The organism is Bradyrhizobium sp. Kon10 (assembly GCF_055807395.1).
In genome coordinates, this window is the sequence record NZ_JBVVOZ010000015.1 from 65,251 (window position 1) to 91,370 (window position 26,120).

General features: G+C 63.7%; 29 protein-coding genes. 12 read left to right on the top strand and 17 right to left on the bottom strand.

Annotation, left to right across the window (positions count from 1 at the left end; all coding sequences use genetic code 11):
* The first annotated feature begins 32 nt into the window (after nt 1–32).
* Together AC0L2O_RS21365 and AC0L2O_RS21370 are read left to right on the top strand one after the other, a co-directional pair.
* Nucleotides 33–1,022: a hydroxyacid dehydrogenase gene (locus AC0L2O_RS21365; protein ID WP_473371081.1), complete on the top strand. Its 990-nt coding sequence runs from the start codon at nt 33–35 to the stop codon at nt 1,020–1,022.
* 167 nt (nt 1,023–1,189) lie between these two features.
* Nucleotides 1,190–1,645, top strand: a complete 456-nt coding sequence (locus AC0L2O_RS21370; RefSeq protein ID WP_369723597.1) for a hypothetical protein — start codon at nt 1,190–1,192, stop codon at nt 1,643–1,645.
* A gap of 10 nt (nt 1,646–1,655) precedes the next feature.
* Here the strand turns inward: AC0L2O_RS21370 and AC0L2O_RS21375 are convergent, their stop codons facing one another.
* The gene (locus tag AC0L2O_RS21375) at nt 1,656–2,153 is read right to left on the bottom strand and encodes a DUF1993 domain-containing protein (RefSeq protein ID WP_473371138.1); all 498 of its coding nucleotides are present in this window, start codon (nt 2,151–2,153) and stop codon (nt 1,656–1,658) included.
* Nucleotides 2,154–2,265: 112 nt separating this feature from the next.
* Between AC0L2O_RS21375 and AC0L2O_RS21380 the strand changes: the two genes are divergently transcribed.
* The 3 genes from AC0L2O_RS21380 (at nt 2,266) to AC0L2O_RS21390 (ending at nt 4,556) form a co-directional block, all read left to right on the top strand.
* Nucleotides 2,266–3,048: a transporter substrate-binding domain-containing protein gene (locus tag AC0L2O_RS21380; RefSeq protein ID WP_473371082.1), complete on the top strand. Its 783-nt coding sequence runs from the start codon at nt 2,266–2,268 to the stop codon at nt 3,046–3,048.
* Nucleotides 3,049–3,217: 169 nt separating this feature from the next.
* On the top strand, nt 3,218–4,030 hold the full coding sequence (locus AC0L2O_RS21385) for a DUF2147 domain-containing protein (protein WP_473371083.1): 813 nt from the start codon (nt 3,218–3,220) through the stop codon (nt 4,028–4,030).
* Between the two features lie 175 nt (nt 4,031–4,205).
* Nucleotides 4,206–4,556 carry a hypothetical protein gene (locus AC0L2O_RS21390; RefSeq protein WP_473371084.1) on the top strand — a complete coding sequence of 117 codons (351 nt, stop codon included), beginning with the start codon at nt 4,206–4,208 and terminating at the stop codon, nt 4,554–4,556.
* Here the strand turns inward: AC0L2O_RS21390 and AC0L2O_RS21395 are convergent, their stop codons facing one another.
* On the bottom strand, nt 4,557–4,961 hold the full coding sequence (locus tag AC0L2O_RS21395) for a (R)-mandelonitrile lyase (RefSeq protein WP_473371085.1): 405 nt from the start codon (nt 4,959–4,961) through the stop codon (nt 4,557–4,559).
* A gap of 22 nt (nt 4,962–4,983) precedes the next feature.
* A complete protein-coding gene (locus AC0L2O_RS21400; RefSeq protein WP_211386428.1) occupies nt 4,984–5,682 on the bottom strand; it encodes a ribonuclease activity regulator RraA in 699 nt (232 codons plus the stop codon).
* Nucleotides 5,683–5,929: 247 nt separating this feature from the next.
* Between AC0L2O_RS21400 and pxpB the strand changes: the two genes are divergently transcribed.
* The 3 genes from pxpB to AC0L2O_RS21415 are packed head-to-tail and all read left to right on the top strand — an operon-like array spanning nt 5,930 to nt 8,498.
* Nucleotides 5,930–6,661: a 5-oxoprolinase subunit PxpB gene (gene pxpB / locus AC0L2O_RS21405; RefSeq protein ID WP_473371086.1), complete on the top strand. Its 732-nt coding sequence runs from the start codon at nt 5,930–5,932 to the stop codon at nt 6,659–6,661.
* Nucleotides 6,658–7,695 carry a 5-oxoprolinase subunit C family protein gene (locus tag AC0L2O_RS21410; RefSeq protein ID WP_473371087.1) on the top strand — a complete coding sequence of 346 codons (1,038 nt, stop codon included), beginning with the start codon at nt 6,658–6,660 and terminating at the stop codon, nt 7,693–7,695. Before pxpB ends, AC0L2O_RS21410 begins: the two co-directional genes overlap by 4 nt.
* 32 nt (nt 7,696–7,727) lie before the next feature.
* Entirely contained in the window at nt 7,728–8,498 is a 771-nt protein-coding gene (locus AC0L2O_RS21415; protein WP_473371088.1) for a LamB/YcsF family protein, read from the top strand.
* 87 nt (nt 8,499–8,585) lie between these two features.
* Here the strand turns inward: AC0L2O_RS21415 and AC0L2O_RS21420 are convergent, their stop codons facing one another.
* The 5 genes from AC0L2O_RS21420 to AC0L2O_RS21440 all read right to left on the bottom strand — a co-directional run bounded on the left by AC0L2O_RS21420 (nt 8,586) and on the right by AC0L2O_RS21440 (nt 14,398).
* Nucleotides 8,586–8,738 (bottom strand): hypothetical protein, encoded by a 153-nt coding sequence (locus AC0L2O_RS21420; protein ID WP_369723603.1) that lies wholly within the window; start codon nt 8,736–8,738, stop codon nt 8,586–8,588.
* Between the two features lie 188 nt (nt 8,739–8,926).
* Nucleotides 8,927–10,531, bottom strand: coding sequence for a sulfite reductase subunit alpha (locus tag AC0L2O_RS21425; RefSeq protein ID WP_473371089.1), 1,605 nt, complete (start codon nt 10,529–10,531; stop codon nt 8,927–8,929).
* Nucleotides 10,528–12,315 (bottom strand): NirA family protein, encoded by a 1,788-nt coding sequence (locus tag AC0L2O_RS21430; protein ID WP_473371090.1) that lies wholly within the window; start codon nt 12,313–12,315, stop codon nt 10,528–10,530. The genes AC0L2O_RS21425 and AC0L2O_RS21430 overlap by 4 nt, the downstream gene beginning before the upstream one ends.
* Nucleotides 12,316–12,647: 332 nt before the next feature.
* Nucleotides 12,648–13,811, bottom strand: a complete 1,164-nt coding sequence (locus AC0L2O_RS21435) for a CmpA/NrtA family ABC transporter substrate-binding protein (RefSeq protein ID WP_473371091.1) — start codon at nt 13,809–13,811, stop codon at nt 12,648–12,650.
* Nucleotides 13,808–14,398, bottom strand: coding sequence for an ANTAR domain-containing response regulator (locus AC0L2O_RS21440; RefSeq protein ID WP_369723606.1), 591 nt, complete (start codon nt 14,396–14,398; stop codon nt 13,808–13,810). The genes AC0L2O_RS21435 and AC0L2O_RS21440 overlap by 4 nt, the downstream gene beginning before the upstream one ends.
* Nucleotides 14,399–14,511: 113 nt before the next feature.
* Here AC0L2O_RS21440 and rimO point away from each other — a divergent pair, with 113 nt between their 5' ends.
* Complete coding sequence (rimO, locus tag AC0L2O_RS21445) at nt 14,512–15,837, top strand: 30S ribosomal protein S12 methylthiotransferase RimO (protein WP_473371092.1); 1,326 nt, start codon at nt 14,512–14,514, stop codon at nt 15,835–15,837.
* A 188-nt stretch (nt 15,838–16,025) separates the two neighbouring features.
* Here the strand turns inward: rimO and AC0L2O_RS21450 are convergent, their stop codons facing one another.
* Nucleotides 16,026–16,967, bottom strand: coding sequence for a hypothetical protein (locus tag AC0L2O_RS21450; protein WP_473371093.1), 942 nt, complete (start codon nt 16,965–16,967; stop codon nt 16,026–16,028).
* A gap of 191 nt (nt 16,968–17,158) precedes the next feature.
* Between AC0L2O_RS21450 and AC0L2O_RS21455 the strand changes: the two genes are divergently transcribed.
* Nucleotides 17,159–17,452, top strand: a complete 294-nt coding sequence (locus AC0L2O_RS21455; protein ID WP_473371094.1) for a tetratricopeptide repeat protein — start codon at nt 17,159–17,161, stop codon at nt 17,450–17,452.
* 99 nt (nt 17,453–17,551) lie between these two features.
* Nucleotides 17,552–18,748: an acetylornithine transaminase gene (locus AC0L2O_RS21460; RefSeq protein ID WP_473371095.1), complete on the top strand. Its 1,197-nt coding sequence runs from the start codon at nt 17,552–17,554 to the stop codon at nt 18,746–18,748.
* 76 nt (nt 18,749–18,824) lie between these two features.
* Here the strand turns inward: AC0L2O_RS21460 and AC0L2O_RS21465 are convergent, their stop codons facing one another.
* Both AC0L2O_RS21465 and AC0L2O_RS21470 read right to left on the bottom strand, forming a co-directional pair.
* Nucleotides 18,825–19,592, bottom strand: coding sequence for a Crp/Fnr family transcriptional regulator (locus AC0L2O_RS21465; RefSeq protein WP_369723611.1), 768 nt, complete (start codon nt 19,590–19,592; stop codon nt 18,825–18,827).
* A gap of 216 nt (nt 19,593–19,808) precedes the next feature.
* Nucleotides 19,809–21,578, bottom strand: coding sequence for an alpha,alpha-trehalose-phosphate synthase (UDP-forming) (locus tag AC0L2O_RS21470; protein WP_473371096.1), 1,770 nt, complete (start codon nt 21,576–21,578; stop codon nt 19,809–19,811).
* A gap of 61 nt (nt 21,579–21,639) precedes the next feature.
* Between AC0L2O_RS21470 and AC0L2O_RS21475 the strand changes: the two genes are divergently transcribed.
* The gene (locus AC0L2O_RS21475; RefSeq protein ID WP_369723613.1) at nt 21,640–21,789 is read left to right on the top strand and encodes a hypothetical protein; all 150 of its coding nucleotides are present in this window, start codon (nt 21,640–21,642) and stop codon (nt 21,787–21,789) included.
* 325 nt (nt 21,790–22,114) lie between these two features.
* On the opposite strand, the gene AC0L2O_RS21480 is transcribed toward AC0L2O_RS21475, so the two are convergent.
* The 6 genes from AC0L2O_RS21480 to pcsA form a co-directional block, all read right to left on the bottom strand.
* A complete protein-coding gene (locus AC0L2O_RS21480) occupies nt 22,115–22,384 on the bottom strand; it encodes a DUF5985 family protein (protein ID WP_473371097.1) in 270 nt (89 codons plus the stop codon).
* Entirely contained in the window at nt 22,381–22,638 is a 258-nt protein-coding gene (locus AC0L2O_RS21485; RefSeq protein WP_369726759.1) for a DUF5985 family protein, read from the bottom strand. The genes AC0L2O_RS21480 and AC0L2O_RS21485 overlap by 4 nt, the downstream gene beginning before the upstream one ends.
* 2 nt (nt 22,639–22,640) lie before the next feature.
* Nucleotides 22,641–23,018, bottom strand: a complete 378-nt coding sequence (locus AC0L2O_RS21490) for a hypothetical protein (RefSeq protein WP_369723615.1) — start codon at nt 23,016–23,018, stop codon at nt 22,641–22,643.
* 404 nt (nt 23,019–23,422) lie between these two features.
* Nucleotides 23,423–24,397, bottom strand: a complete 975-nt coding sequence (locus AC0L2O_RS21495) for a quinone oxidoreductase family protein (RefSeq protein ID WP_473371098.1) — start codon at nt 24,395–24,397, stop codon at nt 23,423–23,425.
* A gap of 77 nt (nt 24,398–24,474) precedes the next feature.
* Nucleotides 24,475–25,221, bottom strand: coding sequence for a TerC family protein (locus AC0L2O_RS21500; RefSeq protein ID WP_369723617.1), 747 nt, complete (start codon nt 25,219–25,221; stop codon nt 24,475–24,477).
* Nucleotides 25,218–25,985: a phosphatidylcholine synthase gene (gene pcsA / locus AC0L2O_RS21505; protein WP_369723618.1), complete on the bottom strand. Its 768-nt coding sequence runs from the start codon at nt 25,983–25,985 to the stop codon at nt 25,218–25,220. The genes AC0L2O_RS21500 and pcsA overlap by 4 nt, the downstream gene beginning before the upstream one ends.
* Between the last annotated feature and the right edge of the window lie 135 nt (nt 25,986–26,120).

Consider the following 26,120-nt stretch of genomic DNA (forward strand, 5'->3'; position numbering starts at 1 on the left):
GCACGACCAGAAGCGCGAGCAGGCGGGGGACGATGGCGACCAACAAGAAGAAGATTTTCGTTACACAAACCTTGTCGCAAGGCGCGCGCGCTCTTCTCACCCAACGGGACGATATCGAGCTCGTCGAGTTTCCGAACCTGATCTCGACCAAGGACTTCGAGGCGCTGCTGAAGAGCCATGCGCCGGTCCATGGCGTGGCGCTGGGCGCCACCCCGTTCGGCGAGACCGAGCTCGAAGCCTCCAAGGACATGAAAGTGGTGACGCGGATCGGCGTCGGCTACGACGCCGTCGACGTGCCCGCCCTCTCGCGCCGCAAGGTGCCGCTGATGGTCGCAGGCAGCGCGAACTCTCCCTCCGTCGCCGAACAGGCGCTGTTCATGATGCTGACGCTAGCCAAGCGCGCGCAGGAGATGCACGCCTGCGTCAAGGATGGCAGATGGGCCGACCGCCTCGGCATGCTGCCATTCGATCTCTACGGCAAGACCGTGCTGATCGTCGGCTTCGGCCGCATCGGCACGCGCACCGCCAAGCGCTGCCTGGCGATGGAAATGAAGGTCCAGGTCTACGATCCCTACAAGGATGCCACCGAGGTCAAGGCCGCCGGCTGCGAACCCGTGGCCGACCTCGACGCCGCGCTGCCCAACGCCGATTTCGTCACCATCCATTGCCCGAAGACGCCGGAGACAATCGGGCTTTTCAACGCGGCACGTATCGGGCTGATGAAGCCGACATCCTATCTCATCAACACCGCGCGCGGCGGCATCGTGAAAGAAGCGGCGCTGTACGAAGCGCTGACCACGGGCAAGCTCGCCGGCGCCGGCATCGACGTGTTCGAGCAGGAGCCGCCGCCGGTCAGCCACGCGCTGCTCGCGCTGCCCAACGTCATCATCGCTCCGCATGTCGCCGGCGTCACCGTCGAGGCGGTGATCCGCATGAGCGAGCAGACCGCGCGCAACATCCTGAGTGTGCTCGACGGTGATCCGATCCGGCAGAACATCATCAATCAGGACGTGCTCGGCTGAAGAGAATCCAGGGCGGGTGGCCCATCCACCCGCCTTCGCAGCGCCAGAATGCGTCCCATTTTGGTGCAGATCGAGCCCCAACTCAGCCTTAATCAAACCCGCGTATAAGCCAGCCGCGCCGGCAGTGGGACCAATTTGCCGGCGGCGTCGAGCTGGAGGATGGACTCTTGTCAGAAATCGACCCGACCGACCAAGCGCTGGCGACCATCGCCAGCATTTTTGAGCACTCCGAGCCCCCGCTTGCCGTCCGGGACACCGAGTCCGAAACCGCGGTCAGCGATGAACATTCCATCGTCGACGAGCACGAGCACCCCGTGGTCGAGGAGCAGCCGCTGGTACCAGAGCCGGCCGACGCCGATGGCTACAGCAAGCTCGGCCCCGGGCCGATGGTCGCGATCCGCCTCAAATGGACGGTCCATCGCGGCGACGATGGCCAGTACTACGTGCACGAGACCATCGGCGAACAATCCGCGCCGGTGATCAGCGGCCCGATGACGAGCGAAGCCGCGGTGCATTTCGTCGATGCGCACCAGGACGAGGCGCATCGGCGCTTCGAAGAGCTGCGCAGCGAGATCGCAGGCCGCAGCTCGCTCGCAGATTACGAGCGCAAGGGCGAAGCGTAAGCTCATCGCCTCACTTCCGGGCGAGATAATCCTTCTTGACGAGCTCGACGCCTGCGTGCCGCAGCAGGTCGTAGGCCGTCGTCACGTGAAAGAAGAACTGCGGGACGCTGAACGTCAGCAGCAGCGTCCGCCCGGTGAAGGGCAGCTCGGTGCCGTTCTTCAGCCTGAAGAAGACATGCCGCTCCGCCGCCGCATCGATGTCGGCACGCGGCAGGCTTTCGATAAAATCGATCGAGGTTGCGATGCGCGCCTGAAGGCCGGCCATGTCGTGCTCCAGCGCCGGCAGCGCCACAGGCTCCTGCTGCGCCAGCAACGCCGGCGCGATCGTGGCGTGCCGGCAGGCTTCGCCGACCTGCTGCGCCAGATCGTACATGTTCGGCGACAGCCGTATCCCGAGCAGGACGGCCGGATTGAACTTGCGGGTCTCGGCATAGGCGACGCCCTTGTCGAGCAGTCCGGACAGATTGCGCAGATGCGGCACGAACAGGCCGACCGAGGCCTCGTACATCGAGATCGTCACCCTAAATTTCCTTTCGAATCCTGCTCGCTAGCAATTGCCATCTGGTCTAAATCCACATCAAGAGCGGCACAATGACAGCTCGGGGATCGGTGGAAAAGAGATGATCGTTCGAATCGTGGCGGCCCTGGCCGTGATGTTGCTGGCAAACCTTTCGGCCCAGGCGCAGCAGCCGGGACCCTCGCGCCTCGACGACATCGTCAAGCGCGGCACTTTGCGGGTCGGCATGACCGGCGACTACAAGCCCTTCACCTATCTCGACAAGGCCACGCAGCAGTTCTCTGGCTTCGATGTCGATATGGCGGAGGCATTGGGCAAGGCGCTCGGCGTCAAGGTCGAATATGTGCCAACGGCCTGGCCGAAGCTGATGAAGGATTTCGAGGCCGACCAGTTCGACATCGCGATGGGCGGCATCTCGGTCACGCTCGACCGGCAGAAGAAGGGCTACTTCTCCGTGCCGATCATGCGCGAGGGCAAGACGCCGATCGCGCGCTGCGCCGACGTCGGCAAGTACCAGACCATCGCCGATATCGACAAGAAGGGCACCCGCGTCATCGTCAATCCCGGCGGCACCAATGAGCGTTTTGCGCGCGCCAACGTCAAGGACGCGGAGATCAACGTCTTCCCGGACAACACCGTGATCTTCGACGAGATTGCCAAGGGCAATGCCGACCTGATGATGACGGACGCCTCCGAGACACGTTATCAGCAGAAGCAGCATGCCGGCGTGCTCTGCGCGGTGCACCCGGACAAGCCGTTCGACTTCTCCGAGAAAGCCTATTGGCTGCAGCGCGACATGGCGCTGAAGGCCTTCGTCGACCAGTGGCTGCACATCGCCATGGAGGACGGCAGCTACAAGAAGATCTACGCTGCCTGGTTCGACTAGCGCCCGCCCCTTTCGCTTGCCTCAGCCAAACTTTGGACCGGCTCCGCGCGTATTGAACCCGGACCGCCGGGAGGACGACTCATACCGAGAACAGTGATCTAGATCACTTTTTGCGATCGGGCCGGGGCGTAGGCGTCGGTGCGGGGACCACGTGTTTCAGGAGATTGAAATGAGGAAGCTGTTGGCGATGGCCGCATTCCTTTTGGCGAGTACCGCAGCGCAAGCGCAGTACACCTTCGATTACGGCGGGCGGACCATCCGCATCGACCCCGATCGCGGCACGGTGTCGATCCCCGGCGTCTACGACAACACCGGCCAGGGCAAGACCAAGAAGGCCAAAAAGAACGACGCGAAGCCGGAACAGGCTCCGCAACAGGCCAAGGTCGATCCGCAAGCGCCGGCCGCACCGGCCGCCGCTCCCGCCGCAGCGCCGCCCGCGGCCGAGCAGGCTCCGGCCGCGGCTCCTGCAGCTGCAGCGCCACCGCCCGCTCCGCCAGCACCTGCGTCGACAGCGACCGCCAACAATGCTCCGGCCGACACGGCCGTGCTGCCGCCGCCCGCGCCGCCGCCGGCCCCGACTGTAGCTGCCGCGCCCCCGGCGCCGCCTCCGCTCCCAGCGCCAGCGCCGGTTCAGTCGGCGGCCGTCAGCCCGGCTCCCGCCGCCGCACCGGCGCGTGATCTCAATTCACCGCTGGGCGTCTGGCTCACCGAGGAGAAGGAAGGCAAGGTCCGCATCGAACAGTGCGGCAACAATCTCTGCGGCTATTCGGTCGACAGCAAATCGAACCAGAACGGCGAGCAGGTCCTGATCAACATGAAGCCGACAAAGGACCAGAAATGGTCCGGCCGCATCCTCGATCCCAACAACGGCTCGACCTACGACTCGACGATCGCGCTGAAGGGCACCGATCGCTTGCGAGTGCAGGGCTGCGCCTTCGGCGGCATGTTCTGCGGCGGCCAGACCTGGACGCGGGTGAACTGAGCTGCGCGTACGGCGTTCCGACATCGAAAAGGGCCCCATGATGCGGGCCCTTTTTGTTTGCGCCGCGCTGCGGGGTGCGCCAGCTCACACAGCTCCCTGCGCGCGTGACTGTCATCACATCGCGTGTCCCCCGCGCCTGCCAGGATGCAAGCAGGTTCAACCACAGGGGCGTGTCATGAATTGCTTTCGCAAAGGGCTGTTCGTTTCCGTGTTCGCCTTGGTTCTGCCGGTCGCGCAAGCGAGCGCCAGCACGTTCGACGGCGCATGGAATGTTCGCATCGCGTCGTCGAGCGAGACCTGCGGCAACGGCGCAACCGTCGCGATCGGCATCAACAATGGTCAGATCGCATCGAGCAGCGCCGCCGTGACGGCCTCCGGCCATGTCGCCGACGCCGGCAGCATCAACGTCACCTTGAGCACCGGCCTCAAGCGCGCCGTTGGCTTCGGCCGGCTCAGCGGCACCTCCGGCTCCGGCACATGGCGCGGCGCCATGTGCACGGGAACGTGGACCGCTGAGCGGATATAGCTAGCCGACTGCCGCGCCGTAGTCGGCGTCGGTCACCGGCTCCAGCCAGGTCGAATAGACGCCGTCAAGCGCTTCCTGCATGGCGATGTGGGTCATCCCATTGGTCGGCGTCGCTCCGTGCCAATGCAGTTCGCCCGGCGGAATCCAGACGGTGTCGCCGGGACGGATCTCGCGGATCGGGCCGCCCTTGGCCTGGACCCGGCCGACGCCGGAGATGACGTACAGCGTCTGCCCGAGCGGATGATGATGCCAGTTGGTGCGCGCACCCGGCTCGAACGACACGCGCGAGCAGTTCAGCCGTGCCGGCGCGGGCGCCATGATCACGGGGTCCTGCAATACGGTGCCGGTGAAGTTTTCCTTGGGCGCGCGGCGGGTCGGCCGCGTGCCTGCGACAGTGATCTCCATGGTGGTACCTCGCTTGTTGTCGTTACTTCTTGCTTGCCGCGTAGCGCGCCTTGGTCTCGGCGTTCATGGGATAGAGGCCCGGCAGTACCGCGCCGTTGTTCACCTCGTTGACGATCCAGGCTTCCATGCGTTCCTGCTCGACACCTTCGGCCAGCACGTGATCGAGCATCGCCTGCGGGATCAGCACGCAGCCGTCCTGGTCGGCGACCACGATGTCGTTCGGGAACACCGCGACGCCGCCGCAGCCGATCGGCTCGCCCCAGCCGACGAAGGTGAGGCCGGCAACGGAGGGCGGCGCGGCATAGCCGTCGCACCACACCGGAAGATTGGTCCCGAGCACGCCCTCGACATCACGCACCACGCCGTCGGTGACGAGCGCGGTGACGCCGCGCTTCATCATGCGGGCGCAGAGGATGTCGCCAAAAATGCCGGCATCGGTGATGCCCATGGCATCGACCACGGCGATGCAGCCCTCGGGCATCGCCTCGATCGCGGTCCGGGTCGAGATCGGCGACGACCAGGATTCCGGCGTCGCCAGATCCTCGCGCGCCGGCACGAAGCGCAGCGTGAAGGCCGGTCCCACCAGGCGCGGCAGGCCCGGACGCAGCGGACGCGCGCCGCGCATCCAGATGTTGCGCAGGCCCTTCTTGAGCAGGACCGTGGTGATGGTGGCGGTGGTGATGCCGGCGAGGGTCTTGCGGGCTTCGGGGGATAGCGACATGGACGGCAACGAGCTCCGAAATAGGCGGGACAGGACGCCGCGCATCTTGCGAGGCGCCGCCTTCGCGTCAAGGGCCAAGAACGCAGACCCGCCGGGCTGTTATGCGCCGCGATAACAAGGCTTTATCGCTTGCCCTTGCATTAATTTATTGGACTTGCGGGCGCATTTACGCGAAGCAGGCGATGCGCAGCTCAAGGATGAGCCCGCGTTTTCCAGAAGCCCGATTTCGAGAGCCCTTCGACAGCTCATGACCGCGACGCTTCCCCCGCCCCGCCTTCTGCCCAGTGGCGACAGCGCCGTCACGGTCGAGTTCAGCCGCACCATCGACGAGACCGCCAACCAGCGCGTGCTGGCGCTCGACAAGGTGCTCGCCGCGGCGGCGATCGATGGGATCACCGAATCCGTCCCGACCTATCGCTCGCTGCTGGTCCATTACGATCCCGGCAAGATCGGCTTCGACGCCCTTGGCGACAAGCTGCTTGCGCTTGCGACCCAGCCGCTGCCGCCGGCTACGACAGCGCGGCGCTGGCGCATTCCCGTCGCCTATGGCGGCGAGCACGGCATCGACCTCGAGGATGTCGCCAAGGCGCTGAACACCACGCCCGACGACATCGTCGCCAGGCATGTCGCCGGCGACTACAAAGTCGCGATGATCGGCTTCACGCCGGGCTGGTCTTATCTCAGCGGGTTGGACAAATCCCTGCACATGTCGCGGCGGCAGAATCCGCGGTTGCTGACCCCCGCCGGCACGATTTCGATCGGGGGCATCCAGGCCGGAATCCAGTGCCTGGCTGCCCCGAGCGGCTGGCATCTGCTCGGCCGCACGCCGGTGCGGACCTATCAGCTCCACCGGAATCCGATCTTTCTGACCGAACCCGGTGATCGCGTGACGTTTTTCGCCATCGACCACAAGACCTTCGAGGAGCAGGATCGCGCCGCCGAGGCCGGCGAGATCATCGCCGAGCAGGTGGTCGCATGAGCCGACTGGTTGTCGTCAGCATCGGGCCTGCAAGCTCCGTCCAGGACGGCGGGCGTCCGGGTGCGCAGCGCTATGGCCTGACCCCAAGCGGCGCGATGGATCGCCTTGCGCTCGCGGCAGCGAATACGCTGGTCGGCAACGACCCGTTCGCCGCCGTTGTCGAGATCGGCCCGTTCGGCGCCGCCTTCACGGCGCGCGACGGCGCGGTGCGCGTCGCGGTTGCCGGCGCACCGCGCAACGCGGATATCGCCGGCCGACCGGTGGCCATGGAGACCTCGGTGACGCTGAAGGACGGTGAGACGCTGACGCTTGGTTTCGCCCGCGGCGGCGCGTTCACTTATCTCGCGATCGAAGGCGGCATCAAGGGTGAGCCAGTGTTCGGCAGTCTCGCGGTGAATGCACGCGCGGGCCTCGGCAGCCCCTACCCGCGCCCGCTGCAGTCCGGCGACGAATTCGACGTCGGTCCCGCGAGCGGCGCGCCTGAGCTGCGGATTGAATTGCCAAAGCCGATGAATGGTCCCATTCGCGTCCTGCTGGGACCACAGGACGACGAGTTCGACGACGCCAACAAGACGCTGTTCCTCAACAGTGAATGGAAGATCTCGGCGACGTCCGACCGTATGGGCTACCGGCTCGAGGGTCCCGCGATCAAGCACCTGCACGGCCACAACATCGTTTCCGACGGCACCGTCGACGGCAGCATCCAGGTGCCCGGCAACGGCGCGCCGATCGCCCTGATGATGGACCGCGGCACCTCCGGCGGTTATCCGAAGATCGCAACCGTGATCACGGCCGATGTCGGCCGCCTCGCGCAGACCTCGGCCGGCACGGTGTTCCGCTTCAAGGCCGTCAGCATGGCCGAGGCGCAGGACGAGGCCAAGACATTCGCGCAACTGATCCGCACCCTGCCCGATCGCTTGCGCGCCGCCGACGCCGTCGCGCTCAACATCGAAGCGCTCAGCGATGCCAACGTGGCGGGCTATGCTGTCAGTGCCGTCGACGCCGGGACCTGGCAAGTTGCGGCCGAGCCGTAAACGACAAGAGGACCAGAGACGGAGAGCACCCCATGAAGACGATCGATCTCAATTGCGATCTCGGTGAAGGTTTTGGCGCGTGGGAGATGGGCAACGACGCCGCGATGATCGAACTTGCGAGTTCGGTCAACGTCGCCTGTGGCTTCCATGCCGGCGATCCCGACATCATGCGCCGGACCGTCGAGCTGGCGAAGGCGCGCGGCGCCTCCGTCGGCGCGCATCCCGGCTACCGCGACCTCCACGGCTTTGGCCGCCACCCGATCGCGGGCCTGAAGGCCTCCGAGATCGAGAACCTCGTCGCCTACCAGATCGGCGCACTGCAGGCGATCGCGACCGCGGCCGGTCACAAAGTGACGCATGTGAAGGCGCATGGCGCGCTCTCCAACGTCGCCTGCGAGGACGACATGACGGCGAAGGCGATCGCCGCCGGCATCAAGGCCGTCGATCCGAGCCTGATCTTCGTCGTGCTCGCCAATTCGAAGCTGGTGAAGGCCGGCGAGGACGCCAATCTGCCGATGGTGCACGAGGTGTTCGCCGACCGCGCCTATGAGGACGACGGCAATCTCGTCTCGCGCAAGAAGCCGGGCGCGGTGTTGCACGATGCGAAAGTGATCGCCGACCGGGTGGTGCGGATGGTGCAGGATGGTGCGGTGGTCTCGGTCACCGGCAAGGTCATCAAGATGCGCACGGACACGGTCTGCATCCACGGCGATACGCCCGGTGCCGTCGAGATCGCGCGTGGCTTGCGTCAGGCGTTGAAGGATGCGGGGATCGAAGTGGCGCCGTTCAAGCGCGGGGCGTGAGGTTGGTCGTCATTCCGGGATGATGCGAAGCATCAGACCCGGAATCTCGAGGTTCCGGGTTCGGCTTCGCCGCCCCGGAACGACAACTCAGAACGGGTGCACCGAGAGCGTGCCGAACACGATGGCCGCGATGACCGCGACGGCGCTGTAGAGCCCGATGTGATGGACGCTGGCGCCGGTCCGCCGCGAGAGCGAGCGCGCGTAGAAATGCAGCCTGGCTTCCGCCGATAGCTCGCGCATTGTGGATCTCCAACGTCCCATTCCGGGGGATTATGAGGGATCAACCCCGGTGGGCCGCAAGGCGGCGACGGAAATAGCGATGCGGTTCTCCTGAAATACCGGCTTGGAGGTGCAAATTCTCCGCGGTGACCGGTTCCGAGAATCCTATTCGTTAAAATCCGCGCCGATTGGAACCGGCTCCTGTCGCGTTAGTACACATCCGCCTGGAACCTGCCCGTCTTCTTGAGCTCGGCGATAAAACTCACGGCGTCGTCGGTGGAGCGGGCACCGAACTGGGCGACGATGTCGACCAGCGCACGCTCGACGTCCTTGGCCATGCGCTTGGCATCGCCGCAGATGTAGAGATGCGCGCCTTCGGCAAGCCACGTCCACAGTTCGCGGCCGACCTCGCGCATGCGGTCCTGCACGTAAAACTTCTTCTCGCCGTCGCGCGACCACGCCAGCGACATGCGGGTCAGAAGTCCCGAGGTCTTCATCGCGTTGAGCTCGTCCTGATAAAAGAAATCGCAATCGCTGCGCTGGTGACCGAAGAACAGCCAGTTCTTGCCAGGCGCGCCGGTCGCCTTGCGATCGAGCAGGAAGGCGCGGAACGGCGCGATACCGGTGCCCGGGCCGATCATGATGATCGGCGTTTTGGGATCCTGCGGCAGGCCGAAGCCGTGCGCCTTCTGCACATAGACCTTGAGCTTCTCGCCTTCATTGATGCGCTCGCCGAGGAAGGTCGAGGCGACGCCGATACGCTTGCGCTTGCCGATGACGTAGCGCACGGAATCGACCGTCAACGACAGTTTTCCGGGGGTCGCATTGTGCGACGAGGAGATCGAATAGAGCCGCGGCTGGAGCGGCTCCAGCGCCTCGACGAAGGCCTCCGGATGCGGCCGGGTGCCGGAAAATTTCTGGAGCGCAGCCATGACGTCGAGCGTGGCGGCATCCCCATCGGGATCCTCGCCCTGTGCGAGCGCCCGCGCCTTTTCGCGCTGCGCGCCGCCGGTGATGAAGGAGAGCAATTCGAACAGCGTGTCCGGCGCCGGCGACAGCGAGACGTCCTGGATCAGCGCTTCGCGCAGCGTCTTGCCGTTGACCTTCGTGGTGTGAGAGGCGCCGAGCAGCGCGATGATCTGGTCGACCAGCCCGATATCGTTGCGCGCGAGCACGCCAAAGCTGTCGCCCACGACGTAGTCGAGCTTGCTCTCGGAGAGATCGAACTCGACGTGATAGGTTTCCTTCTCCGACTTACCCTTGTTGAGAAGGCGGCGCGACAGGAAGGTCGCTGCGATCGGGTTGTCGCGCGAGCGGCCGGGTTCGGCAATCGTGACCGTCACCGCCGGCGCCGCCACAGCATCGGCCTTGCTGGCCGCCGGCGCCTTGTCGAGCTCCTCGTACAGCGACTTCAGCATCCGCGCGGTTTCCTTGCCGCCGGGGACGCAGAGGTTGAGCCGCGCTTCGCTGCGGGTGGCGATCGCCTCCGAATAATCGTGGCAATTGTAGCCGCACTGGCCGCAATCCTGCTGCGCCATCGCCGCCATCATCTTGCGACGTAGGGGCCGGCCGTCAGCGAGCTTCATCCGGTCGGCGATCGGCATGGTCTGGTCGTGCCACGGCGCTTCGCCGTCGTCGCCGTCACCGGCTGCGCCTTGCATCACAGCCGCGCCCTGTTCAGCCGACAAAGGCGTAGCCGCATCAGGCGACAACAGTCCAGCAAAGAAGCCGTTTAGCCAAGAACGCTGCGCGTCGGAGAACGGCGCACTCGTTGGAATGATATCGAGTTTCGGCGGAGGGCTGATCTGGTTCATGCGGACACCTCTGCATCGGCAAGCTTGCGCAGCGTCTCGCCACCATGGCGGCGCGCAAACGACAGGAAGGTTTCGTCGGGAGACGAGCGATGGGCGATATAGGCTTTGAGCAGCGCCTCGACCGTCTTCGGCGCGTCCTCGGCCTTGAGGTCGTGATAGACCTCCTGCCCGACATCGGCATCGGGACCGAACCCGCCGCCGGTGAAGAGGTGATAGCCCTCGACCGTGTCCTCCTCGCCAACCGGCACGCGCGCCCCGATCAGTCCGATATCGCTGATGTAGTGCTGCGCACAGGAGTGGTGGCAGCCGGTGATATGGATGTTGACCGGCTTGTCCATCGCGATACGCGGCTCGCACCAGTCGCCGATCTCGGCGGCGTGGCGCTTGGTATTCGAAGCGGCGAAGCGGCAGCCGGCATTGCCAGTGCAGGCAATCAGGCCGGCGCGGATGTGGGAGGCCTCGACCGCCAGTCCGATCTGCTTGATCGCCGCAATCGCAAGCTCGACGCTATCGTCGCGCACGCCTGATATCAGCAAGTTCTGCCAGACGGTCAGGCGGATCTCGCCGTCGCCAAGATCCCGCGCGACCTTGGCCAGGCCCCGCATCTGTTCGCAGGTGATCTTGCCGAGCGGCACCGAGACGCCGATCCAGTTCAAGCCGTCCTGCTTCTGCTTGTGCACGCCGATATGCGCCATGCGGTCCGCCGCAGGCCGGGGCGCAAACGCCTCTTGCGGCACGCGCGCAAACGGCGTCTTCAGCCGCTCCTCGACGAGCTTGAGGAAGCCGTCATGGCCCATGGCGTCGAGCACATATTTCAGACGCGCCTTGTTGCGGTTGGTGCGGTCGCCATGCTCGATGAACACCCGCACGATGGCATCGGCGACCGCGGTCGCCTGCTCGGGCTTGACGATGATGCCGGAATATTTTGCGAAATCCTTGTGTCCGGTGATGCCGCCGAGACCAAGGCGAAACCAGATTCCGGGCTCGACGCCGAACCCGTCTTTCACCTCGAACGCCGTGAAGGCGATGTCGTTGGTCTCCTCAAGCACCGCGATCCTGCCGGCGCCGTCGAAGGCGACGTTGAACTTGCGTGGCAGGCCATAGAGCGAGCGATCGTTGAGGATATGATAGTGCCACTCGCGCGCATAGGGCCGCGTGTCGATGATCTCCTGCGGATCGATGCCGGCGGTCGGCGTTCCCGTCACGTTGCGGATGTTGTCGGCGCCGGAACCGCGCGAGCACAGGCCGAGATCCTGGATGCCCTCGATCAGCTTCACGGCGTGCTTCGGCGGGATCTCGCGAAGCTGCAGATTGGCGCGGGTCGTGACATGGCTGTAGGGCCCGCACAGATCATCAGCGAGATCGGCAAGGCCTGACAGCTGCCAGTGCTTCATGATGCCGTTGGGGATGCGCAGGCGGCACATGTAGGAGTCCTGCGTCGGCGCGACGTAGAAGATGCCGAAATAGCGCCAGCGGAAATTATCCGCGGGGCTCGGCGGCGCGTTGTCGAGCGCCTGCTGGCGCAGCCGCGGATAGGCGTCGAACGGATACTCGTCGCGCTTGAATTTTTCCTGGTCGGCGAGCTTCTTGCCCGACGCGACGACCCTGTCCTGCGCCTTGATGTGCACGGCATCGGGACCGGTGGACTCAGCGTTCGCCTTCCCGGCGGCGGCGCCGCCGCCGAGGCCGCGACCGACCCGGCTGATCTGCAGACCGGTCGTGAAGCCCTCGAGATAGCGTTTCTGGTCGTCGGTAAAGTCGACTGAGACTGTATCGATTTTCATAGTCTGTAACGAAGCTCCTGCGGCCACCTCGGTGGGATCGACGGAATGGTAAGACCGGCGAGGACCTCGGCTGGCTCTGGAGCCGGCTTTGCCACTCGACGGTCCAAGCAGCTTCGTTGCTGTGGGACTTGGCGCAGCAGGCGACTGTGACTGGCTGGCCGCACTGCAACATTCAAGTTGCGTGCCAGCTTTGCGAAAATGAAATATTGAGCCATTTCAAACAATTATGGTGAGGGTCAAGAGATCCCGGCTCCGGAACTCTCTCGAAATTCGAGCAGTCAGCTCAAAATTTGGACGATAATCCCGGCTGCCCAAGAACGCTGCAGGCCGAATCAGGCCTTCCAGCGACCGACCTCGAAGGCCTCGAGATGCCCCCGGATATTACCGGGATCGAAGGTGGGGCCGGCGAACGCGCCAAATGCCGCCGGCGCCTCTGCAGGCGGCCGCTGTCCGAGAGCCGCGTCGTAAAGATCCGGCCTGAACACGGCCATGGCCGTCTTGACGCCGTCGGGAGTCAGCGTCGCCTGACCCCAGCGCACCATCTGGGCATAGAGCCACGCCGCCTGGACCGGATCCGGGCGCCCTGCCCCTTCGCGCCCGACCAGAAGGTAGCGAGCACTTTCGCGGAAGGTATCGTCGGGCGAGATCTTCAGCCGCCCGTCGAGGGTGCGCTGGATCACTTCAGCATCGACGCCGATCCGTTCCGGCTGCGCAAGGATGCGCGCGGCCTCGGTCCGGTTTTCGGCGTGCTCGATGAACTCGGCCGCCTTCACTGCCGCGCGGGTGAGCGCGGCGACCACGTCCGGATTCTTGTCGGCCCAGACCTGGCGAACCGCCAATACCTTCTCCGCCGCGTGTACGAGAATATCGGAGACGAAGTGCAGGATATGGCCGACGCCGAGATCGACCGCGATCGAATTCCAGGGGGCGCCGACGCAGAACGCGTCGACATGGCCGCTCTTGAGACTATCTACCATGTAAGGCGGCGGCAGCACCACGAGGCGCACGTCCTCGTCGGGATCGACGCCGGCTGCCGCCATCCAGAACCGCAGCTGGTAATTGTGGGTCGAGAACGGAAAGGTCATGCCGAAGGTTAGCGGCTCGGCCCCGGCCTTGCGCCGCTTGGCGACCAGCTTCGCCAGCGCTTTTGCGGTCGCAAGCGGATCGAAACGGTCGCCGTCGATCCCTTGCATCAGCGCGGCATGCAGCGCCGGCGACACGGTGATCGCGTTGCCGTTGATGCCGAGATTGAAGGGCGCCGCGATCGGCACCTTGACATGGCCGAGCCCGAGCGAGGACGCGATCGCCACGGGCGCGAGCAGATGCGCGGCGTCGAACAGGCCGATATTGAGCTTGTCGCGGACATTGGACCAGGACACCTCCCGCACCAGCTCGACCTCGAGCCCCTCGGCGGCGGTGAACCCCTTGTCGACGGCGACGATCAGGGCGGCGGCATCGACCAGCGGGATGAAGCCGATGCGGAGCGGAGCGGTCATTTCAGCATCTCCGACGCGGTGATGATCGACTGCGCGATCTCGCCGATTTTCTTCTTCTCGCGCATGGCGGTGGAGCGCAGCAGCACATAGGCCTCGTCCTCGGTGAGGCCCTTGACCTTCATCAGGATCCCCTTGGCCTTCTCGATGACCTTGCGGTCCTCGAGCTGCGACTTGGTGCGCTCCAATTCCTCCTGAAGCTTTGCGAAGGCGTTGAAGCGGGACACGCAGAGGTCCAGGATCGGCTTGATGCGCTCCTTCTTCAAGCCGTCGACGATATAGGCGGACACGCCGGCCTCGACCGAGGCCTGGATCGAGGATGAATCGCTCTGATCGACGAACATCGCGATTGGGCGCCGCACGGCGCGGCTGACCTGGAACATCGCTTCCAGCACGTCGCGGCTGGGGTTTTCCAGATCGATCAAAATGATGTCGGGGTCGACCGCATAAATACGGGCGAGCAGGCTCTGCATCTCGCTGATATGGACGATCTGCGTGAATCCGGCCTCGCGCAACCCTTCCTCGAGGATCGCGGCCCGGATCGGGCTTTCGTCGACAATCACGATTTTAGGCGACTGTTCGGCGCTCATTGCTCACTCACGTCAGGCGATTCATCCATAGCACGCCCGAACGCCCTGCAAAGGGTTGTAATTAGTGGCAATTAGGACTAGCTCCTGCCGATCAATCAGGCAGATCTCCGGATATGGAACAGACGGCTGCGCCCAAGGTCAGCTTCGTGTCGCTCGGGTGTCCCAAGGCATTGGTGGATTCCGAACGCATCATCACGCGCCTGCGCGCCGAGGGCTACGAGCTCGCCCGCAAGCATGACGGGGCCGACATCGTCATCGTCAACACCTGCGGCTTCCTCGACAGCGCCAAGCAGGAATCGCTCTCGGCGATCGGCGAGGCCATGGCCGAGAACGGCAAGGTGATCGTGACCGGCTGCATGGGCGCCGAGCCGGAGCAGATCGAGCAGGCCTATCCCGGCGTCCTCTCCATCACCGGCCCGCAGCAATATGAGAGCGTGCTGGATGCCGTGCACCGCGCGCTGCCGCCGGCGCACAATCCGCATCTCGATCTGGTGCCGCCGCAAGGCATCAAGCTGACGCCGCGTCACTACGCCTATCTGAAGATCTCGGAAGGCTGCAACAATCGCTGCACCTTCTGCATCATCCCGAAACTGCGTGGCGACCTCGTCTCGCGCCCAGCCAATGACGTGCTGCGCGAAGCCGAGCGCCTGGTCGATGCCGGGGTCAAGGAGCTGCTGGTGATCTCGCAGGACACCTCGGCCTACGGTGTCGATCTCAAATATGCCGAGAGCCCGTGGAAGGACCGCCAGGTCCGCGCCAGATTTCTCGATCTCGCCCGCGAGCTCGGCGAGCTCGGGGCCTGGATCCGGCTGCAGTATGTTTACCCCTATCCGCATGTCGACGAAGTCATCGCGCTGATGATCCAAGGCAAGGTGCTGCCCTATCTCGACATCCCGTTTCAGCACGCGAGCCCCGAGGTGTTGAAGGCGATGAAGCGCCCGGCGGCGCAGGACAAGACGCTGGCGCGGATCAAGCGCTGGCGCGAGGAATGTCCTGATCTCACCTTGCGCTCGACCTTCATCGTCGGCTTCCCGGGCGAGACCGATGCCGACTTCGCCTATCTGCTCGACTGGCTCGATGAAGCCGAGATCGATCGCCTCGGCTGCTTCAAATACGAGCCGGTCGCCGGCGCCACGTCGAACGCGATCGCAAATCCCGTCCCCGCCGAGATCAAGCAGGAGCGCTATAACGCACTCATGGCGCGCCAGCAGAAGATCTCGGCGCGCAGGCTGAAGCGCAAGGTCGGCACGCGGCAGCAGATCATCATCGACGAGGTCGGCCCGACCGTCGCCAAAGGCCGCTCCAAGGCCGATGCGCCGGAGATCGACGGCGCGGTCTACCTCACCAGCCGCCGCCCGTTGCGCGTCGGCGAGATCGTCACGGCGAAGATCGAGCGCGCCGACCAATACGACCTGCACGGCAGCGTCGCGGGGTTTTGATCTTCCGCTGTTAGGATTGGTGCAGCCACGCAGTCGCTGCGACCTCTCCCGCTTGCGGGAGAGGTCGCGCCGAAGGCGCGGGTGAGGGCTTTCTCCTCATTGGGAGTCTCTCTGCGGAAGCACCCTCTCCCCATCCCTCTCCCGCAAGCGGGCGAGGGAGCGCATCGTCGCTTGGGGCTACAGCTCTGTTAGCCTAGCCAATTCGGCACCCAGCGCTCCGGCCTTGGCGCGCGGGCGAGATCGGCCCTGGCTTCGGAGAGCAGTGCCGACTCGCCGTCGATAGCCGGGCGCGCGTCGTAGTCGAACCGCGGCATGACCCGGCCGTCGGCATAAAGCCCAAAACTCATCGCGTACCACAGCCCGAGTTCGGGCTGTGCCCGGCGCATCTCCTCGCGCAATTCGCGCAACAGCGATTCGATCGAGGCGGCTTCCTCGAACGGCTGCGGTCCCTGCTTGAGAATCCGCGCCTGGTATTGCTTGCCCACGATCGCGACTTCGAAGCGGGTCTTATCCGAGGCCTTCTTGCCCTTGGGCAGATGCGCCGCAAGCCGCCAGCCGAGCTCGGCCATCATCCGGTGATTAGCCCAGTAGTCCTCGCGCTCGCGGCTCCACTTCTCGACGAAGCCGCGGAAGTCGGGCAGCTCCGACGATTGCTCCTCGGGCGCCATCCTTTCGCCGGGCGGCCGTCCGGCGAGCCACTGCGCAAGCTCGTCGGTCTGACACTCGACCTCGTCATCCGGCAGCAGATCGTGCCAGGCCTTGTCGAATTGCTGCGCGGTCAGCTTCGCGAGCAGACCGTCCAGCGTCGGCGCCAGCAGCTGATAGTCGCCCTCCGACCCCAGCCCCACCATCGGCGGGTCGTCGCGGTCGAGACCGGCGCCGTACCAACCACCGACGGCCGAACCGTCCGGCAAGCGCATGAACAGCGCGAAGCGGTCCCGCAACGAACTGCCGTCGAAGATCGGGGCCTGATCGGAGAACTGGCCTTGCAGCGAAAAGCAGCCGACGCTGCCCCAGGGACGCCCGTTCAGCCAACCGGCAAAATCAAGCAACAGGGGTGGCGCTTCGATGCCCGGCGGGAACGCGCCGCGAATGCTGTCGAGATCGATCGGGTAAGGCTTATCGGACAAGGCAAAAACTGTCTGGTTGATCCCGCCCCTCTTGGTCTCGCCGCTCGTGCGTCCGGTTCGAACCAATTCGCGCGGTCTGATCACAAACTCGCCAGAGGCTTGATAGTTTCGGCGTAGCAATCAATGACATACAATCACAAGATCAATATGCGGGCCGGGCTCTGCTAACTGATCGCGAGCAGTCGCTCAAGATGCGCGAGAACGATCCTTATACGCTTGATAGCCGCGCCCTCACCTACCTCAAGCTCAGCAATCTCGATGCAGCGATTGCCGACTACGGTCGCGCATTACGGCATGCCATGAGCAAGTCGCTGGACCAGACGGATGCACCCGGAGCGTGTTTTAGAAAACGCCTGCTTGACAAGCCCCGCCATTCGGCTGTACGGACCCGCCCCATGATCTCTTCCCGGACCCACCTGCGCCAAGCCATGCGTCGTCGCTCCCGCGACGATGATGGGTTGCGCCATGTCCGACGACGCCGCTGAAGCACTGAATTCAGCAGAGTTTTCGAGAAGGCCGCACCCCCAAGTGCGGCCTTCTTGCATTTCGCGTTCATTTTTCACCCCGCTCCAGAGGAGTTCGACATGCCCAACGCCACCCATCCGTATGATGCGCTGATGGACATCACAGCACGGCCCAAGGCCGTGTTCGTTCGCGGCGCCGGCTCCTACCTCTGGGACGACAGCCGCAAGCGCTATCTCGATTTCGTGCAGGGCTGGGCCGTCAATTGTCTCGGGCATTCGCCGCCCGCCATCGCCGACGCGCTGACAGCACAGGCCAAGCGGCTGCTGACACCGAGCCCGGCCTTCTACAACGAGCCGAGTCTCAAGCTTGCGCAGGCGCTGGTCGCCAACAGTGCCTTCGACCAGGTGTTCTTTGCCAATTCCGGCGCGGAGGCCAATGAGGGCGCGATCAAGCTCGCGCGCAAATATGGCAGCCTGCACAGGAACGGCGCGTTCGAGATCATCAGCTTCGAGGGCGGCTTTCACGGCCGGACGCTGGCCACGATGTCGGCCTCGGGCAAGAAAGCCTTTGAGCCGCTGTTCGAGCCGAAGATTGCCGGCTTCAAGAAGGCCAAGCTGAACGACATCGCCTCGGTCGAACAGCTCATCAACGACAACACGGTTGCAGTGATGCTCGAGCCGATCCAGGGCGAGTCCGGTGTGTGGCCGGCGAGCGACCAGTTCCTGAAGGATCTGCGCGCGCTCACGGAAGCGCACGGCCTGCTGCTGATCTTCGACGAGATCCAGACCGGCATGGGCCGGACCGGAAAGCTCTTCCACTATGAGCACACCGGGATTGCGCCTGACATCATGACGCTCGGCAAGGGCATCGGCGGCGGCGTGCCGCTGGCAGCCCTGCTTGCGACCGAACGCGCGTCCTGCTTCGAGCACGGCGACCAGGGCGGCACGTTCAACGGCAACCCGATCATGTGCGCGGCCGGCCTTGCCGTCCTGGAACAGGTCAGCAAGCCCGACTTCCTGAAGTCGGTCACCGAGACCGGCCTGCTGCTCGAAAGCGAGCTCCAGAAGGTCTCGGCCCGGCACGGGCTCGGTGAGGTGCGCGGCCGCGGCCTCTTGCTCGCGCTCGACCTGAGGCTGCCGATCGCACCTGGCATTGTCGCACAGGCGTTCGAGGCCGGCGTGCTCCTCAACGCACCGCAGGTCGACGCGTTGCGCTTCATGCCGGCGCTGAATGTCACGAAGGGAGAGATCGCGGAGATGATCGATTGTCTGGACGGGATCTTGACCAAGGCGGGTGCGGCGAGGCGCGTGGCGTAGCTGCACCGGGCAAGCTCGAGGCGGCCTGTCGTGACGGCTTTCCCCACGACGGCCCGCCCTGCGCCGGGTCGTTTCCCTACCCAAAGCGATGGTGATGATGAGGCATATCGCGAATGAGGCGAAACCGATCCCTCAGAATCCTTTCGCATTCGCAGGAATTCCGCCGCAGCCCTTCCAGATCGCGGATTCGAATGGCTCCGCGCGAACCGTCGATGACGCGCTTTGCATCGAGCTCCGAAAGCGCCTTCGAGACTCCCGGACGCCTCACGCCCAGAGCTGAGGCGATCATACTATGCGTAACAGGTACGCGGTCGCTTCCGATGCGATCTTGGGCCAGCAGAAGCCATCGGGCGACGCGTTCACCGATTTCATGCCTGCCATTGCAAAGCGCCATCTGCATATTGAGCGCCATCAGAACCTGGACGTATCTGAGCAGGTGTTCCCTGATCGTCGGGCTCCGCTGCAGGACATCCCGGAACGCATCGGCTTCGATGCGTAGTGCGCTTCCCGGCACCCGCACCACGCTTCGCTGGATCGTTTGCATCGTTCCGAGAACCAGCGACACCCCCACAAACCCGAACTTGCCGACCACCGCCACTTCGACCGGACCATCCCTGACCGTCCGAACGACCCGCGAAACCACACCGGACTCGATAAAGTAAGCCGCATCGGGGTAACGCAGCGCCTCCTGGAGAATCTCATTCCTCTTGAGCGGAACGGGCTTCAGGTGCGGTCGAAAGAGACCGAACTCGGCTTCCGGCAGCGTCGCAAGAATTGCATTCTGGACGGACGACGGCGCCTTGTCGAAGTGCTGAGTCGGATCGAATACCGCGGGATCAAGCATCGCCTTCCTTACGAGCCGCCGGGGTTCACGCGCCCACAAATGCGAACGACCGAGTGCAGTGCGAAATTAGCTCCAGAGCAAGGCGCCGTATCGTGACATATTAACGCAGTCGTGGGGTCGAGTCATGTTTTGGTCTTCGATCGGTGATCCCAGCCTGCTTGGGCAGCCCCGCGAACAGGTGGTTTGTCAAGCGACGGCATTTGTCTTGTGTTCGCTCTAACCGCCAGCAGCACCGCTGCTCGAGCGTGTCCGCCCGCTGGTCTCCGTCAAACCGAGAATCCGTTCGCGCGTTCGGCTCCGCGCTGCGTCCATCAGGATGGCTCCGGCCCAGCGATAAACGTTGTTCTCCTTCACTTGCTGGCGCATCAGCTTCATGCGTTCGACCTGCTCATCGACCGGCATCGTCATCGCAATCTCGAACGCGGCCGCCATTTCCTCCGTGTCGTAAGGATTGACGATCAGCGCTTCCGACATTTCACGCGAGGCACCCGTGAAGCTCGACAACACGAGCACGCCTGCATTGTCTTCGCGCGAACTGACAAATTCCTTGGCGACGAGATTCATCCCGTCGTGGAGGCTGCTCACGACACACACGTCGGCCGCACGAAACAGCTTGAACACGTCAGTCGGTTCGTAGTGCCGTGCAATCAGCCTGATCGGCGCCTGTTCGTCCAAATATTGCCCGTTGATCTGTGCTGCGAGCGCCTCCGCCTCTGACTGCAACTTCGAATAAGCGTCGAGCTTGCTCCGCGTCGGAGCCGCGACTTGAATGAAGACGAGCCGTCCCTTCCAGGACGGATTGCGGGTCAACAGCGCAGCCACCGCCCGCATGCGGTCGAGGATTCCCTTCGTGTAGTCGAACCGCTCCACTCCGACGATCAGCTTCGTCCCGGCCGCGAGTTCAAAGTGGGCAAAGACCTCGGCGCGGCACTTTTCACCCGCGGGCACCGTCTGGAGGGCGCTGGGAGGCCATTCGATCGAGATCGGATAGGCGCGGATTTTCGTCTCGTGGCCCGCTAGACTGACGGCCTGCACCTCGCGGTCGATCCGGCTCTCGACGAACCTGTCGACGCACTCGACGAAATTGTTGCAGTGGAACTGGGTGTGAAATCCGAGGATGGTGCTTCCGAGCATTCCCTCGATGATCTCCTCCTTCCAGGGGCAGATACTGAAGGTCTCTGCGTTCGGCCACGGGATGTGCCAGAACGAGATGATCGTCGCTTTCGGCAAGCGCTGTCGAATCATCTTTGGTGCCAGGGCAAAGTGGTAGTCCTGAACGAGGACGACAGGGTCTTCGGTGCGCGCCTCCGCCACCACCGCATCCGCGAAGCGCTGGTTGATTTCCCGATACATCCGCCAGTCACCGATCCGGAAAGCCGGGCGTACGAAGACGATGTGACACAGCGGCCAGAGCCCCTCATTGGCAAAGCCGTAGTAATAGCCATCCTGCTCATCTTCGGAGAGCCAGACGCGCCGTAGTGCATATGCAGGCGCCCCTTCTGGAACCCGGATCCTGTCATTCTCATCGACCGTGTCGCGATCCGCGCTTCCGCTGCCATGCGCGATCCAGGTGCCCCCGCAGGCGCGCATGATTGGCTCCAGCGCGGAGACAAGACCGCTCGCCGGTCTCTGCACGACGATCCCGCCGTTCGATCTGTTGTGGATGTACGGCTCGCGGTTGGAGACGACCAGCACTTCCGCACCCGGTAGTACGCCATGGAGCACTTCCTGAAGCGCCGTCGGGGTCCAGTCGATCTGTTTGGTGAGATTGAACTGTTCAGTCTGCCGCAGCAGCTTGTGAATTTCGCGGTCCATCGCCGACCCGCTCGCCGGAAGATGCGCGCCGGGGGTGCCCTTCCGGACCTCGTCAACCGCACGCCTGAGCGAATTCATCCAGTTCCGCAGCATCAGGAGTGCGAAGATGATGGTACCCACAGTCAGCACCAGCACGACGCCAGCCAGGGAAGCCAACAGATAGGCCAGCACCTGGCTTGACCGCGCGCTCGCAAAGCTCAAGTCGGTCAGGATCACGAGATACGACCGACCCTTGGTGGTGATCACCGGGAATGCGGCGACCAGAATGCGCGTGCCGGCGCTCGCAATATTTGCGAAGCTCTCGTTTTCAGACCGCGCGATCTTCTCGCAGTTGAAGCTCGCCGGCATTTCCGGGGTCGGCGCGACCAACTCGCCGGCCTGATTACAGAACCCGACGGCCAGGATCTTCTTGTCCAGCGCAACCCGCTTGAAGAGATCGGCTAGCCGATCCCAGGATTGATCTTCGACGTCGCGGTTGAGAAATGGTTGGATCGCATTGAAGACAAGCCTCGATCGGGTCTCTACGTCACTTCGGGACCATTGCTCGACGATTCCGCCCGTGAACGGCGAAATGCCGAACGCGACGATGAACGCAACAGCGAGACCGAACACCCCAAAGCGAAAGAAATCCCGAAATCTGATTGGCACCAAGTTATCCTTCGAAGATGGCCAGTTTCTCTGTGGCCAGATGCACTCCATAGGGGGCGTCAGCGCCCCCGGTTCTTCGTTGCAATTGCGGCGATGATCAGAGCAAACATCGCCAGCCTCAAGCAGTAGAAGGCCGGCTCCAATTCATTGGAGATATGCGTCAGCCCAAGCGTAAAACGCGTGACTGCGTCGATCGCAAAAGCAAGCCCGAACAGCAGGAAGAAGGTGTCCGAGGTCTGGCGCCAGAACTTGAGGAAGAACAGCGTCGCAGCGAATGACGCCATCGCCACCGCGCCTGATAAAAGCGCCGTAAGATTGGTCCCCATCATTCGGCGTCCCAGATCAATCCGTAAAGGAGAGTCACCATTGCAACCAGCGCGATCAGCAGCCGCCAAAGCGACAGGTCGACGTCGGGCAGCACGATCTTGTCGATGACGAGCACGACATTGTTCAGGGTCAGCCCCACGAAGCAGAGGCCACTCCAGAGCAACAGGCTGTACTTCTCCCGCCGATACGCGCCAAGCAGCATGCCTGCGCAGACCGCTGATGTCGCAGCACAAAGACCGTAGATGAAAGGGGACATCTTCACGAACCCTTTCGGAATTTAAAGGCATCGGCAAATGAGCCGATCCGGCGAGATTTCGAGTGAACGATGTTAGTCACCGGAATGAGGTGACGCGAGTATGCCCCCAGCAACTCTTCCAGCAACTCGAGATTCTGCGGCGGTATTCCGTCGACGCTGTAGTTTCCGTCGACGCAGATGAGAAGCTCGGTCGCGCAAAGTCGGTTCAGTGCTTCGGCCGCTTCCGATTCGGCGATGTAGAGGCGCTTCGCCAGCCCGGTCGCGTTCCAGTGAGACTGGGCGCCGGATCGAATGAGAAGAAGAGCCTCGATTTGGACCACGGAATCGATCCGCTTCAAGATGAAGCTGCGAAGCTCGTCAGAAACATACGGATCTGCCATTGCAAAGCACGAGTCACGGCGTTTGGTGACGGACGATCGCCGGCAAGGACACCGCTGCTTACCGGTCGTGGCTGCAGGTCGAACCTGCATCGCCTCCTCTGGGTCTCTCGGAGTTGCACGCAAGGCAAACGGACCGCACCACCATGCGGCCGGCAACTGCACGTCGTTCGTGTAAATGCGGCGTCCTCATCTCACAAGACTCGCAATGCGTCTGCGGATATTTGAATTCCAGCTTTTCCGTTTTCGACATCCCGCCCCCACGGTCCAACCATCAGCCGTCCCCTGCCGCAATCACGATCGAATCGTGGCGACTCTAAGAACTTGATGTGCAGCAAGCGGCGAAGCAATCGGCCTTAAGGCGCGATCTGTCCGATAGTGTACCGAGATTTTGCCGCGAACGGCATTCAGGGCTTCAGGATCGATGCGCCCGTGGTCTTGCGGCTTTCGAGATCGACGTGGGCCTTCGCGGCATCTTTCAGCGCGTAGGCGTGGTTGATCGGCACGTGCAGCTTGCCGCTGATGACCGCGGCGAACAGCGTGTCGGCACCTTCCAAGAGCTCCGAACGCTTGCCGATGTAGTCGTTGAGTTTCGGCCGCGTCGCAAACAGCGAGCCGTGATTGTTGAGCTCGGCGATCGAGAACGGCGGAACGGGACCCGATGCGTTGCCGAAAGAAACGAACATGCCGCGCGGCTTCAGGCAGGACAGCGAGCCCGGGAATGTCGCCTTGCCGACGCCGTCATAGACGACATCGCAGCCCTCGCTGCGGCTGATCTGTTTGACCCGCGCGACGAAATCCTCCTCGTTGTAGAGGATGACGTGGTCGCAGCCATTGGCCTCGGCGATCTCCGCTTTGGCGCGCGAGCCGACGGTGCCGATGACGTGAGCCCCGAGCGCCCTCGCCCACTGACATGCAAGCAGGCCGATGCCGCCGGCCGCGGCGTGGATCAGCACGCGATGATGCGGCTCGACCTTGAAGGTCTTGTGCAGGAGATACCAGACCGTCAGCCCTTTGAGCATCAGCACGGCGCCCTGCTCGTAGGTGATGTGGTCGGGCAGCTTGACCAGCTTCTCCCAGGGAATGTTGCGCTCGCCGGTATAGGCGCCGAGATTGTGGTAGTAGGCGACGCGGTCGCCGGGGTGGAAATTCGTCACGCCCGGTCCAACCGCGACAACTTCGCCCGCGGCCTCGTTGCCGGCGATGAAGGGCAGCCCCGGCGCCTTGTAGAGGCCGGTGCGGTAATAAACGTCGATGAAATTCAGCCCGACCGCATGCTGGCGGATGCGCACCTCGCCGGTCGCAGGCGCCGGCACCTCGACGCTTTCATAGACCAGCGCTTCGGGGCCTCCGACCTTGTGCACACGGACGGCTTTGGTCATCGCCTGAGCTCCTCGTCTTGCTCTCGGTCTTGTTGCGGATCAGCGAAAGACATCGCGCCCGTCTTGTCAACTCGACGCTAACCGGAACGCTTGACCGACGGCTTGCCGGTCTTCTTGCGGTTGCGCTTCGCGAGCACGTTGAAGAACTCGACCGCCGCCGAGAACGCAATTGCGAAATAGATGTAGCCGCGCGGGATGTGGAATTTGAATCCGTCCGCAACCAGCGCCACGCCGATCAGCACCAGAAATGCCAGCGCGAGCATTTTGGTGGTCGGATGCTCCGCGACGAATCGCGCCACGGGACCCGAGGAAATGTACATGATCAGGCAGGCGATCACGACGGCCGCGATCATGATCTCGATGTCCTGCGCCATGCCGATCGCGGTGATGATCGAGTCCAGCGAGAACACAATGTCGATGACGACGATCTGGGCGATCACCCAGACGAAAGCGTTACGGCCGGAGGCGCCCTCGCCGTCCGCGTTGTCCGCGTCGACTTCCGCATGAATCTCGTGGGTCGCCTTTGCGATCAGGAACAGGCCGCCGCCGATCAGGATGAGGTCGCGCCAGGAGAAGTCGTAACCCGAAAGCGAAAACACCGGCGCGGTCAGGCCGATCAGCCAGACCAGCAGGCTCAGCAGGATGATCCGGAACACCAGCGCCAGCGCCAGTCCGATCTGGCGGGCGCGCAGCGCCTGCTTCTCGGGAATGCGCGACACCATCACCGACAGGAAGATCACGTTGTCGATGCCGAGCACGATCTCGAGCGCGGTCAGGGTCAGCAGCGCGGCCCAGGCCTCGGGACTGGTCAACAGATGCATCATGCGAAGGATCTTGCCAGCCGGATCACGGCGTCGCTGAGACAGATCCAAAGCGCGATCGCGCAGAGTGCGATGGTCACGCCAGTGCCGACGTGAAAATCCATCTCCAGCGCATACAGCCCGAGCAGCGCCCAGATCACGATCAGCGACATCGTCAGCCAGCGCAGCCGCGCGACACGGACCGGATGCAGGACGTGGAACGGCACGAAGGTCAGCACCACCAGGGCTGCGACCAGCAGCGTCGACCACAGCGGCGGCCAATGCAGCAGGAACAGGTAGAACGCAGCCGCATTCCACAGCGCCGGAAAGCCGCGAAAATGATTGTCGTCGGCCTTCATGCGCAGATCGGCGAAATAGAGTGCGCTGGTGACGATGATGGCGATGCCGAGCAATGGGGCTGCCACCGGCAGCAACAGGCCGCTCGCAACGATGGCATACGCCGGCACGAACACATAGGTGACGAAGTCCACCACGAGATCGAGCACGTCGCCTGACCAGTTCGGCTGCACGTCCTTGACATTCAGCCGGCGCGCGATCGGACCGTCGATCGCATCGATGATCAGGGCTACGCCCAGCCATTGAAACATCGCCGCCCAATGCTCGCGCACGGCCTCCAGCATCGCCAGTAGCGCGATCGCCGCGCCGAAGGCGGTGAAGATGTGCACCGAGAAGGCCGCGGCACGGATCGCTGGCGTCGGCTTCAGGGATTCCTCCTGGCTGTCCATGGCTCGTGCTATCAGAATGAGAACGATTTGCACATCCGCCATTGCGGCGCTCGGTCGCACATTCGTCATAAAATCAAGGGAAATCAGCAGGAAGGCGGGTTGCGTCATTCCGGGGCAACGCGAAGCGTCGAGCCCGGAATCCATTTCACAACCAGCTCGGCGGCGCGATGGATTCCG